The sequence below is a fragment of the Arthrobacter sp. ISL-85 genome (assembly GCF_018613675.1).
GTDB lineage: Bacteria > Actinomycetota > Actinomycetes > Actinomycetales > Micrococcaceae > Arthrobacter.
This window is the reverse complement of the sequence record NZ_JAGGPQ010000030.1, coordinates 23,972-35,357: the sequence shown is the minus strand read 5'-3', so window position 1 is coordinate 35,357 and position 11,386 is coordinate 23,972. Positions and strand designations below refer to the sequence as shown.

Sequence of the window (11,386 nt, the reverse complement as noted above, 5' to 3'; positions counted from 1 at the left end):
ATGAACACCCATCACGGCAGAACATTCACCACGAACCGTGAAGAGCCATCAAAAGGACTGGCCGGGGATTCACCAACGCACGCAACTACAAAACGCGTATTCTGTTGCGCAGTGCCGCCAGAACAGCGGCATGAACACCCATCACGGCAGAACATTCACCACGAACCGTGAAGAGCCACGTAAATGGCTAGCTGCCGCGTGGTACAGAAGCTGGAGGAGGACTTCGCCCCGCCTTTGGTGGAACGCTGCTGAACCAAGTCGAAATCCTGGGCGCCAAGCCCGCTGGTTCCAGAGCGGCCGCCTGACTTCTTCACTCTATTCAGAGTTTCTTGCTCCAGATGCGACATCTTAAAGCGTTGCAAGTAGCGTATCTCGACATCTATTTGAGGGTTCGGGGTGAGAGCCTTAGGCCTGTAAGTGATGCATCACCGAGAGAGTCCCACGGCCCGGACCGCAGCTTGGGCCTTACTAACGTTACGTGTCGAGATACTTGCCGAGAACCAGTGGCCTGAAGGTCTCCACGAGGTCTGCCGTTTCTGGGTGGTCGCTTAGATCCAAGGGCAGGACGTCGCCGATGGCGCCCCTGCGCGTGAGCATCGCTCCCTCTGCCGTCAGGAGGCTTGCCACTGGCTCCCTAGTCGTCCAAGGGCCTGCCATTGCTGCACGGCGGAAGCGTGCGATGTAGATGGGCGCAACGAAGTCTGCCGGCTTGAGTGCCCCAGGGTCCTTGCGAAGAACTACGACTCGAAATTCGTCCACGCTTGGTCCAGCGGCTAGTCCCTCTTTCACAGTTGCCAAGACAGTTGATCCGAGTGCGGCGACAAAGAGCGCATTCCGCTCGGTCTTGGACCGTTTCTTGACCGTGAGGTTTCCGGCAGGTGTGAGCCAGGGCATCCGATCAGGAATCAGGTCTGCAGCCCCGAACAAGATGACGACCGTCGCATAGCGAATGCTGCCCTCAACTCCCACGTCAACGCAGGTGGCATCGGATATGTTGTCTGCGTAGGCCGCTTCTAAGGCACTGATCACCACCGCTGGGGCGTGCTCGTTCAGCAGCCGCCACTGCGCCTCCGCTTCCCGGGACTGAGCATAGTGTTGTTTGGCTGACTCGCGTCCATGCGCGCCGCTTCGGCCGTTGCGTACCGCCGGGCGAGGTCCTTCGCAGCCTTGCGTTGTGTGAATTTGAAGAAGTTGATGTTGGCCAGGAGTTCCTTCTCCCTATTTAGCCTGATCTTCTCTCTGTCTGCAGGGGCAGGCAGTGGAACGTGGTAAGGCGCAGCTGCGGGAACAGGCTCATGGTGGAGGGTGACGAGGGCTCTTTCAAGCCGCGCCAGTTCCCTGACCGCAGCGTCCTTATCGGCACGACTAAGTCCAGCCAAGCTTGGCTGGAGGCCGCCAGCTCCTGACCAATTCTGGATGCGAACACCTCCCATCTTCGCGGATGTATAGGTTCCGCCAGCTCCAAACGACACACGGGCCCTGCTGTTACCGATGCTGGTCCTGATTCCGCGGCTAGAAGCACTGACGCGTACACCTGGAGCGACCCTAAAGCTCATGCGTGCCAATCTTTTCCCCTCACATCATCATCGAATCTTGGTCTGAGCCCATTTCTGCATTGATTGAGGGACCTGCCAGTTTCGTCAGGGAGTTTTTCTGCTCCTCCGAAGACCTTGGCGCCCGTCAACGCGGCGGAACTCCATCGGGGCGGTGGCTCGCGCTCGCCCACACTGACAGAAGACTCCGTCGCCAAGTACTCCACTCGTCGTCGTTGTATCCGAGGTTGCAGGCCCGGTGACGGTATCCTTGCCCACTTGGCGTGGTTGCATCTAGCGCAGGCCGCGACGAAAATCTGCAGGCTGGTCGACCCGCCCTTGGACCAAGGGTAAAAGTGGTCGCAACTTTCAGCGGGACGTCGGCAGCGCCGTCTTAGCCCGGTTTCCAGCTCGCACAGGCCGCCGGCCCGAGCAATTCCCTCGCTGCGCTGCTGCCGGGTAAAGCGCTTACCGGGTCGGGCCGCCGGAAATCCCGGCTAGCAATGACCGCGGCGGTCACGACCAACACCACGGCCGCCATGACGGGAAACACGACCGCTGCGATAAGGCCATTTATCGAGCCCCGCGACCCGTCAACGGCGGAGGATGGGACCGCTTCGATAGCTGGTGTCTTCTTTGTCAGGACAACTGTCATAACTGCGGCGGCGGGCCACATCAGCTCCACCGAGTACGCCAAATCAAGCCCTCGTCGGGTCCAATAGATGCGGCCGAGTTCCGGCATTAAACCCCCATTTTCAGTTCGCCCAAAAGCCTACAGGCCTGGGATATCCAGCGAATCGCATAGGTTACCCGCGGGATTCTGCCCTAGATTTGGCTCAGTTTTTGCACAATTTCCGCATCGGAAGATTCACGGGACAACGCACTTATGATCACGTTCCTTGGTGAAGCAGCGTGTAACAACGACGCCATGGGACCTCAACCATTTAGCGTTGCCTCCACACTGCCCCAGGTATTGCCGTCAAGATTCCCGCAGAAATTGGTCAGTTCTATATCAATACGGTCTTCGGTGTTAGGGCAGCTGAGATGATTCATGCACCTTGCGGCTCACGCGTAACTTGAACGATATTGGGGGTCTCCAACAATGAAATACAAAAGGTCCTTATCACCCCTGGGTCTGGTGGCCCTGCTTGGTCTGAGTCTGTCTGCCTGCGGGGGCGGGCCTGCCGTCTCGACAACGTCGCCCTCTGCGGCCCCTGTTGTTTCCTCGTCTTCAGCTTCGCCGACCGCCGCTTCGACAGCAGCGCGGGCAGACAAACCCACGCCTACCCCGACACGTACTCCAACACCTACTCCGACGGCCACGACTCCGCGGATAGGCGATATGTCAGTAAACGGGGGAATCGGAATAAAAGTCACCTCGGTGACGGCCTCTCCAACGGTAACGCTTAATACCTCCGGCTATCGGTCGGGTAGCGGATTTGAATCATATGAAGACGTAGCAGCTCAAGCCGGAGGGAAATACATCATAGTCAATTCGGTGGTGACGAATAACTCAAAGGCTCCCATGGACCTGACATGTAGCGACCCTATTGACATAAGGGTGTTCAATGTAGAGGCGCAGGTTTATACTCCGATCGGGGATATTCGGAAAATCAAAGGCAACCCGGCATGCCATGCCCAACTGCAGCCGGGCTTTGAGTCACCGATGATCTGGGCCTTCATGGTGCCCCAAAGACCACGATAATAGCTGCTATGTTTGCTGAAGTTGATCCTTCAACCCATAAAAAAGTTGACCCTACGATCATCTCCTTCGGCGCCGGATTTTAAATGAAGCAAGGCCGGTGGCGGACGCTGGAAGGAGGCGCATCGAGCGGTTCATCGTGGGTCCTTCAGGCAGCGTCGGGCTCCCGATTGTGCGGTGGTGAATGCCAAAGCCAGTCAGGTTCTGATCAACCGGATTAGCCAATGGCTTCGGGGCGGGATTTAGGGGCTTGCGGGTGAACTGGTGTGGCCGCTGCGTTTCCCAGCGCCGTTGACCACGGGCTGTCGGTCAGCTCCGTCACCACGCCGGTGATGTCGGTCCCGTAGGAACAGCCTCCCTAGCGACGCTCGGCTCGACCTCGCCAGAACGGTGAAGCTGCCGGCGTATAGGACCTTCACAACGGCCTCGCGGTTTCGCCGCCCTGGCACCCGTGGTGCGCGCCGCCGTCGACACCTCCGACGGGCCCGGCCGCGGGCAGACCGTGTGCGACGTGCACGGACTGTACGCGGGGTACCCGGAGGTGAAGGGCGCGCGCTGCCGCGTGGTGCTCTCGCTTGAAGAGGACTTTGCCCCGCACCTGGTGGAGACGCTGCTGGGGCACTTCTCTGTGGTTGAGCCTGTCGATACCACGACGATGGCACTCGCCGAAGCAGGTTCACTCGCCTGATCCGGATGGCGGGACCATGGCCTCTACACCTCGGGAGCACGCTTCGCGAGACTGGCGGCAGGACCACGGGAAGCAGGGAAGTGGCGGGCCGTGGATCGCTGGGACTTGGGAATCGCCGGACTGGGACTGCTCGTGGCCATGTCATTGGCCTTCGGCCTGGTGGCCCACTGGATCGTGGGCAGGGGCGTGTCACGCTGGCTGTGGCTCTATGCGGCGGCCGGGTACTTCGTGGCGGGCATTCTGGTCAGTGAAGTCTGGTTCGGCTGGGCGACGGGGGAGGAGCTCCAGCCGAACATCGACGGCCTGTCCTTCGACGAGGTGCAGCTGGTAACCCTCGCCGGCCTCATCGCAGCCGTGACCGCCAGGATCGTGCTGCGGAAGAGGGCACACACCAAAGGCGTTCGGCAGGCCCCGCCGCCGGGCACCGCACACTGAACCAGCAGCGGCAAACAAAGCGGAGCTTGCGGCATACGCCGCGGGCACCCGGGTCTAAACGCTCTGGGATCCGGACGCCAGCCGTTGCCCCTCGGGCCGTCCCTCGGCGGAGGCCCAGTGCCGGCGCAGCGCCTCCGCCAGCCGCCCGGGCTCCGTCCGGTGCGGCGGGTCGAAGTGGTGGCGCCCGGGGAAGACCTCCAGGTGGAAGTCGGGAAAGAACACCCGGGCCAGCCGGGCCGCCACCTCGCCAAAATCATCCGGATGGCTGAGGCCGCCGAGGGCGAAGAACACCGGCTTGCTGAAGGCGGCAAGCCGGGACCTGTCCAGGTGGTAGTCCTTGAAGGTCTGCATGAAGGCGTTGATTCCGGCCGGCCGCTTGGCCATCCACGGCGGTGGGGGACCTGCCTCAGGCGGCGGCAGGACGACGTCGGCCCTGACCTGCAGCCGCATGAACGCCGGCATGTACTGCTCCGGCGGGAGGTCGTCCAGCTCCCCGAATTTCTTCCAATGTTCCGCGTAGGCGGGGCTCCAATCCCAGTTCCCTGCCCACGCCGGCTCCAGCAGGGCCAGGCTCTGCAGCCGTTCCGGGTGCCTGGCAGCCAACGCCAGGGCCGCCGCGCCGCCGCCGGAATAGCCCAGGAGATGGAAGGTCTCCCAGCCCAGCGCGTCAGCTTCCCTCAGGACTCCGCCTACCTCGGTGTCCAGGCTCCACCTCGGGGGCACGTCATCGCCCTTGTACAGCTCCAGCTCCTTGGCAACGGCATGCACGCCCGGACCCAGCGCCTCAATCAGGCGCCCATAGGCAAGCTCCGCGGGGAGCACTGAACCGGGAAGCAGGATGACCCGAATCGGTTCCATGCAAGAACCATACGCCGGTGCAGGTGGGGAAGCTGCTGGCCATTTTGAAGGCGCGACGGCGGCGCTCGCCTTAGCCGGTTCCGCAGCCTGACGCCGGGCAACGCTGGACTAATGCTGGTCGCGCGGCCGGGCGAACGCGTGCAAGGCAGTGGGGTGCGCGGCGCCACAGGTTCGGGCTGCTTTCAGGACTGGAACTGCTGCATCACCGAGAGGTGCCCGGCCCGGGCGGCGATGAGGCACTTGGCCAGGTAGAAGGGCCGGTTGCCGTGCCGGACGTACTGCGTGAGTACGAGGACCGGGTCCGTCGGACGCAGGTCCAGCAGCTTCGCCCGGCCGGGGCCCACCTGGCTGAGGTTGATCTGGCACTCGCCCGGGCCAACCGGCCCAGCTGGGTGTTGAGCGTGGCAAGCAGGGTGCTGCCGCCGTCGTCCTTGATCTCCAGGGGCGCGGCGGCGCCCTTGCCGAAGCTGACGGGCTGGGCGGTGACGTTTTCCTGCAGCTGGGCGATGGCCTCGCCGTCCCGGATGAGGACGGATTCCGGAGCCAGCATTCGGTGCCGGGCTCGACGCCGATGCCGGGGGCGACGAATTCTGACGCGGCCTGGCGGATGGTATGGGTGCGTTTGACCTCGAGCGTCTGGCCGGGGCCGGCGAGGACCTCCTCGAACGGGCGGATGCGTTCGATGCCGATGCGGGGGAGCGTGTCCGAGACGAAGCGTCCGACGCCGCGCCGCGCCCTGATCAGCCCGTCCTCCTCGAGGAGCATGAGGGCATGCGGACTGCGCCGGAATCATCCTCTTCGGCTTCCCCATGTTCCTGCTGGTCAACACCGCAATGCCGTTACTGGTGGTCCTCGTCTACATCATTGACCTCCCGGTTCTGCACGACATGCTGGCCGGCTCGCAGGACCTCCGGGGCTTCCATCGGGTACCAGTTCTCCGCAGCCCTCTCCGGCTTCATCCCGCTGATCGCCACCGCGACGGCGGCCGCGTGGGGCTGGGGCGGTGTGTCCATCGTCTACATCGGCTGCGGCCTCATCGGCCTGATTGCCGCTCTCGCCACCAAGGAGACCTGGAGCGGGCGCGAGATAGCCGAAGTAGACGAGCTCATCGCCTCCGGCAAGTAATCCCAAGAGGTCCGGGCCGTCGCCCGGAACTCTTGGGCGATCTCGCTTTTAGAAGGGGTCTGGCACACCCTCTGGTTGTTGTTGGGAGCGTGAGGAAGGACGACGCAGGGACACGCGTTCCGCCGTCGCCCGTCCCTTCCTCCCTGCCGGAGCGCCGTTGTAGTGTCATGGCGTGATCGTGCCCGATATCTCGCAGGACGCCGAGGCTGTGGCGGACCACTATGACGACCTCGACCCCATCTATCGCAATGTCTGGGGAGACCATGTCCATCACGGGCTGTGGACCACGGGCTCGGAGACTCCCAGCGAAGCGGTCGAGGCGCTGGTGGACACCGTCGGCGACCGGCTGGGTCTCATGCCCGGCCAGGAGTGCGTGGACATAGGCTGCGGCTACGGCTCCACCGCACGGCGGCTCGCGATGACCCGCGGGGTCCGCGTCACAGGCTTCACGCTTTCTGCTGAGCAGGCCGACTACGCTGCGGCGCATTCCGTGCAAGGTGTGGACATCCTGGTCCGGGACTGGCTCGCCAACAACCTGTCTGACTCCTCGGCGGATGCGGCGTGGGCGATTGAGTCGAGCGAGCACATGGTGGACAAGCCTAGGTTCTTCGCCGAGGCGCATCGCGTTCTGGCGCCCGGCGGCCGACTCGTTGTCTGTGCATGGCTCGCCGAGACCGGTCCCAGCCGGTGGAAGGTCCGCCACCTGCTCGAACCGATCTGTCGCGAAGGGCGCCTGCCCTCCATGGGCACCCGCGAGGAGTATGAGGCCATGGCAACCGGGGCAGGCTTTGCGGTTACTGGCTATGAGGATGTCAGCAGCCGCGTTGCCCGCACGTGGCCCATCTGCGCTGGCCGGCTTGTGAAAACGTTACTGACCGACCGCGGGACACGGCGCCTTGCCCTTGGCGCACGCAATCGCGGCGCCATCCTCAGCATTCCCCGCCTGATCCTGGCCTACCGCACAGGCGCCATGCGCTACGGAATCTTCACGCTGACGAAAGCTGTAGAGACCGCGATTTAGGACAGCGGCTGACGTTCGCCCACGCTGATGGAGGACGACGGCGGAAGGTACTCCCGCCGTCGTCGTTCCATACGGCGCTGCTGGCCGGGAGACGGAATGCTGGCGCGCTTGGCGCGGTTGCACCTGGCGCACGCGGCAACGAAGTTCTGCAGACTGGTGGAGCCGCCCTTGGACCACGGGTAAAAGTGGTCGCCATGCTCCGCCGGGCGGCCACAGCGACGACCGAAGCCGGCTTCCAACTCGCACAGGCCGTTAGCCCGGGCTATCCCTTCGCGGCGCTGCTGGCGGGTGAAGCGGCGGACTGGGTCGCGGCGTCGCACATCCCGCCTGGTGATGTCGGCTGCGGCGATGCCGAGCACGACTGCAATTACAAGGGGGAGCGCAGCTGCAGAGACGACGCGGTCGAACATGCCGAGCAACACTGCAGCGGCGAGGGAAGGCCCCGCTCCGGAAACCGGTGGTGCCTTGACCGTGAGAGCCGTCATCACCAAGGCGGCAAGCCATATCAGCACCGCCGAGTACGCCAACCGAAGCCCCTGCCGGGTCCAATAGATACGGCCGAGTTCCTGCATTGCTTCCCCCATTTTTTGTTCGCGGGCGTCCATGATCGCTGATGCCCAGGGAATGCTATAGGCCAGGTGCAGGCAGGTGGCCCAGGATTGGCTCAATTTTTGCCGAGCTTCCCGCCCTGGCCCCGCCGTCGTCCATGCTCGGGTTGCTGACTCGTCGAATAGACGTACGTCACCACCAGGTGCAAGGTTGGTCGGATGGATGCCGACATCAACTTCTACTTTGACCCTGTCTGCCCCTTCGCCTGGATGACCAGCAAGTGGGTGCGGCAGGTGCAGGCGCAGCGCGAGTACACGGTGGACTGGCGGTTCATCTCGCTGCGGCTGATCAACTCTAATGTGGACTACGACGCGCATTTCCCGCCGGAGTACGAGGCCGGGCACACCGCCGGGCTCCGGCTCCTGCGGGTGGCGGCCCGGGCCCGCGCGGAGCATGGCCGCGAGTCGATGGGACGGTTGTACGAGGCGTTCGGTAAACACATCTTCGACACCGCCCCGGACCCGGCCGAACAGCGCACCGAGGCCGAAGTCCGTGAGCGGCGTGGGACAGGTGAGTTCGTGGAGCCAATCCTCGCCGACGCAGGCTTGCCCCTGATACTTGCGGAGGCTCTCGACGACGAGTCCTGGGACCGCGGGATCCGCAAGGAGACGGATGAGGCGCTGGCATTGACGGGCAAGGATGTGGGCACGCCCATTATCCACTTTGAGCCCCCAGTCGGGGTGGCGTTCTTCGGTCCGGTGATCAGCCGGCTTCCGGACGACGATTCGGCCGCAGAGCTGTGGGACCACGTGGTGGGGCTGGCACGGTTCCCCGGTTTTGCCGAACTCAAGCGGAGCCTGCGCGAGCAGCCACAGCTTGCTGCCTTCGGAGTCGAAGCCGGCACCGTCGGTCAGCAGGAGGACTGGCACGGAGGCAGCCGGCGGCAGAAGAAATGACGTCAATAGAGGATGGATCGATGAAGACAAACACCCGCCAACACCAGGAATCCGTCACCGTCCAGTTCTCAGCCGACGCGCTCTATGACCTGGTCTCCGACGTCACCCGCACCGGCGAGTGGAGCCCGGTCTGTACGTCGTGCTGGTGGGACGACGAGGCCAGCGCCGGCCAGCCCGGCGCCTGGTTCACCGGCCGCAACGAGATCCCGGGGCGGACGTGGGAGACCCGGTCCCAGGTGGTGGCTGCCGAGCGCGGCCGCGAGTTCGCCTGGCTGGTGGGCGGCCGTTTTGTCCGTTGGGGCTTCACCCTGACGCCGGCAGGCAACGGGACGACGCTAACCGAATCGTGGGAATTCCTGCCCGAGGGGATCGCAATGTTCGAGGAGAAATACGGCGATGAGGCCGACGCCCAGATTGCCGAGCGCACCCAGCAGGCCCTCGACGGTATCCCGAAAACGCTCGCAGCGATCAAGCGGATCGCCGAGTCGCTCGACGCCAACGGGGACGTGCGCGCTTAGGCGGGTGCCGCCGTCGTCCGTCCTTCCCCAGGTGGTGCGGATCCCTGCGGTAGGCGGGTCAGTCCATGCAAGAATGACGCCATGACTCACGAGCAGCCACATTCCCATGCGCCGGAACTGGACAGCGCCGACCTAGCCGCCTTCGAAGCCGCATTTGAAGCTGCCCAGAAAGGCCTGGCCGAAGGCGGGATTCCCATTGGGGCAGCGCTCGCCCGGGACGGCGTGCTGATTGCGAGCGGGCACAACGAACGGGTTCAGAACGCCGATCCCATCGCTCACGGGGAGATGTCCGCGCTTCGCGCCGCGGGCCGCCAAAGGAGCTACCGGGACACCACGCTCTACACCACACTCGCGCCGTGCGCCATGTGCGCCGGAACCATCATCCAGTTCAAAATCCCCCGGGTGGTGGTGGGGGAAGTCCACACGTTCGACGGCGAGCTGGAGCTTTTGCGGTCACGCGGGGTTGAGGTAGTGCTGCTGGATGACCAGCGCTGCGTGGACATGATGCGTACGTTCCAGGCTGAGCGTCCGGAGCTGTGGGCAGAGGACATCGCGGAGTAGCCTCATGGGAACTGCGCTCAAGGACGCCACCGCGCTCGCCTCCGCAGTCCGCAGCGGTGAAGCCTCCGCCGAGGATGTCATAGCGGAGTCAAGAGCGCGGGCCACTGCAGCCCCCACTCTGTGTGCTTTCGTCCAGGAGGACTGGGACGGGGCTGCTGTTGCGGCGGAGGAGGTGGACCGCCGTCGGGCCTGCGGGGAGGATCCCGGGCCGCTGGCCGGTGTTCCGCTCAGCGTCAAAGACGTCATCGCCGTGGCGGGTCTGCAGCTGACCGGCGGCAGTGCGGCGTACGCCGGAAACATCGCCTCCTTCACCGCCACCGGCGTCCGCCGCCTGCAGGACGCGGGCGCCGTGGTGGTGGGTAAAACAAACTGCCCCGAGTTTGCGTTCGGTGCTGTCACGGAGAGCGCCGTCGCGGGCCGGACGCTCAACCCGCGCTTTCCCGGTGCGACGGCGGGAGGCTCCAGCGGGGGAGAAGCTGCCGCCGTCGCCGCGGGCATCTCGGCACTCGGGCTGGGCACCGACTACGGCGGGTCACTGCGGTGGCCGGCACAGTGCGTGGGTATCACCGCCCTGCGGCCCACCCCGGGCACCGTTCCGGACCGGGGCATCGTTCCCGGAGCGGGAGGCTGGTTCGGGGGCGCCAACCAGGCCCCGCCCGCTGCCCGCCTTCAAGCCGCCACCCAAGTCATCGGCCCGCTCGCACGTTCAGTGCGGGACCTGCGGACAGCGCTCGCAGTGCTTTCGGGGGCGCGGTTCCGCGGTCAGGCCTCGCCTGGCGGGGCCGACCCCCATAACGTCGCGGTGGCCTGGAGTGACGGCTCGGCGCTGGGGCCGGTACGGCGTGAAGTCTCCGCGATGATCTCCCTGCTCGCGGACCAGATCGCGCCGGAGGTCCGGACCTTGACGCACGTGCCGGACCTGTTTGCAGGATCATTGGCCGCCTATAACCGGCTGCGACCCCTTGATCCGATGATTGACCATGCCGCAGCCGTCGCCGGCCGTGAGCACCTGGTTCTCCGGGCGAACCTCGACGCCATCCATCGCTCCGTGCGAGCTGGCGCCCGGGAACTCGAAGCGGCTATGGCCGAATCCGTAAAGGCAAAAAGACGGGACCTGGCGGTCTTCGATACCGCTGACATCGTCCTGCTGCCGGTCGCCGGCGGTCCTGCATGCGACGTGTCCGGAAAGCTGGACATTGACGGCCGGTCCATCTTCGGCTGGGACATCATGGGGCAATGCAGGGCCGTGACCATGGTGGGCGCACCCGTTGTTTCGCTGCCCGTCGCGATGTCATCCGAGGGCCTGCCCCTGTCCGTCCAGGTTGTCGCACGCCCCGGGGCGGACGGGCTGGCGCTGGACTTTGCCGAATGGCTGGAGGGCTTCACCCGGTAAGCCACGTACGACGACGGCAGGCAAGTTCCGCCGTCGTCGTACCAGCTG

The 11,386-nt window shown here is 64.6% G+C and carries 14 protein-coding genes; 8 read left to right on the top strand and 6 right to left on the bottom strand.

Translation table 11 applies throughout. From position 1 onward, the window contains the following. Positions 1–474 precede the first annotated feature (474 nt). The 3 genes from J7I84_RS20365 to J7I84_RS22115 are packed head-to-tail and all read right to left on the bottom strand — an operon-like array spanning position 475 to position 1,942. The gene (locus J7I84_RS20365) at positions 475–1,032 is read right to left on the bottom strand and encodes a hypothetical protein (RefSeq protein ID WP_214946336.1); all 558 of its coding nucleotides are present in this window, start codon (positions 1,030–1,032) and stop codon (positions 475–477) included. Between the two features lie 17 nt (positions 1,033–1,049). Beyond that, a complete protein-coding gene (locus tag J7I84_RS22120) occupies positions 1,050–1,556 on the bottom strand; it encodes a DUF4236 domain-containing protein (protein ID WP_214946335.1) in 507 nt (168 codons plus the stop codon). Further along, positions 1,553–1,942 carry an HNH endonuclease gene (locus J7I84_RS22115; RefSeq protein ID WP_396020097.1) on the bottom strand — a complete coding sequence of 130 codons (390 nt, stop codon included), beginning with the start codon at positions 1,940–1,942 and terminating at the stop codon, positions 1,553–1,555. Before J7I84_RS22115 ends, J7I84_RS22120 begins: the two co-directional genes overlap by 4 nt. 1,746 nt (positions 1,943–3,688) lie before the next feature. Between J7I84_RS22115 and J7I84_RS20355 the strand changes: the two genes are divergently transcribed. Both J7I84_RS20355 and J7I84_RS20350 read left to right on the top strand, forming a co-directional pair. Further along, on the top strand, positions 3,689–3,922 hold the full coding sequence (locus J7I84_RS20355; RefSeq protein WP_396020096.1) for a hypothetical protein: 234 nt from the start codon (positions 3,689–3,691) through the stop codon (positions 3,920–3,922). Positions 3,923–4,012: 90 nt separating this feature from the next. Next, positions 4,013–4,357 (top strand): hypothetical protein, encoded by a 345-nt coding sequence (locus J7I84_RS20350; protein ID WP_214946334.1) that lies wholly within the window; start codon positions 4,013–4,015, stop codon positions 4,355–4,357. A gap of 54 nt (positions 4,358–4,411) precedes the next feature. On the opposite strand, the gene J7I84_RS20345 is transcribed toward J7I84_RS20350, so the two are convergent. Beyond that, a complete protein-coding gene (locus J7I84_RS20345; protein WP_214946333.1) occupies positions 4,412–5,215 on the bottom strand; it encodes an alpha/beta fold hydrolase in 804 nt (267 codons plus the stop codon). A gap of 202 nt (positions 5,216–5,417) precedes the next feature. Then, positions 5,418–5,765: a hypothetical protein gene (locus tag J7I84_RS22110; RefSeq protein ID WP_396020095.1), complete on the bottom strand. Its 348-nt coding sequence runs from the start codon at positions 5,763–5,765 to the stop codon at positions 5,418–5,420. A gap of 62 nt (positions 5,766–5,827) precedes the next feature. On the opposite strand from J7I84_RS22110, the gene J7I84_RS22105 reads away from it, so the two are divergent. Together J7I84_RS22105 and J7I84_RS20330 are read left to right on the top strand one after the other, a co-directional pair. Then, the gene (locus tag J7I84_RS22105) at positions 5,828–6,340 is read left to right on the top strand and encodes a hypothetical protein (RefSeq protein WP_396020094.1); all 513 of its coding nucleotides are present in this window, start codon (positions 5,828–5,830) and stop codon (positions 6,338–6,340) included. A gap of 178 nt (positions 6,341–6,518) precedes the next feature. Further along, on the top strand, positions 6,519–7,361 hold the full coding sequence (locus J7I84_RS20330; RefSeq protein ID WP_311381180.1) for a class I SAM-dependent methyltransferase: 843 nt from the start codon (positions 6,519–6,521) through the stop codon (positions 7,359–7,361). Here J7I84_RS20330 and J7I84_RS20325 read toward each other — a convergent pair. Further along, entirely contained in the window at positions 7,358–8,029 is a 672-nt protein-coding gene (locus J7I84_RS20325; protein ID WP_251046882.1) for an HNH endonuclease, read from the bottom strand. The two genes, J7I84_RS20330 and J7I84_RS20325, sit on opposite strands and share 4 nt — an antisense overlap. 99 nt (positions 8,030–8,128) lie before the next feature. Between J7I84_RS20325 and J7I84_RS20320 the strand changes: the two genes are divergently transcribed. From J7I84_RS20320 to J7I84_RS20305, 4 genes are all read left to right on the top strand, one after another. Next, a complete protein-coding gene (locus tag J7I84_RS20320; protein ID WP_214946330.1) occupies positions 8,129–8,866 on the top strand; it encodes a hypothetical protein in 738 nt (245 codons plus the stop codon). 20 nt (positions 8,867–8,886) lie between these two features. Further along, complete coding sequence (locus J7I84_RS20315; RefSeq protein ID WP_214946329.1) at positions 8,887–9,384, top strand: SRPBCC family protein; 498 nt, start codon at positions 8,887–8,889, stop codon at positions 9,382–9,384. A gap of 81 nt (positions 9,385–9,465) precedes the next feature. Next, positions 9,466–9,945 (top strand): nucleoside deaminase, encoded by a 480-nt coding sequence (locus tag J7I84_RS20310; RefSeq protein WP_214946328.1) that lies wholly within the window; start codon positions 9,466–9,468, stop codon positions 9,943–9,945. Positions 9,946–9,949: 4 nt separating this feature from the next. Further along, positions 9,950–11,338, top strand: a complete 1,389-nt coding sequence (locus tag J7I84_RS20305; protein ID WP_214946327.1) for an amidase — start codon at positions 9,950–9,952, stop codon at positions 11,336–11,338. Positions 11,339–11,386 lie beyond the last annotated feature (48 nt).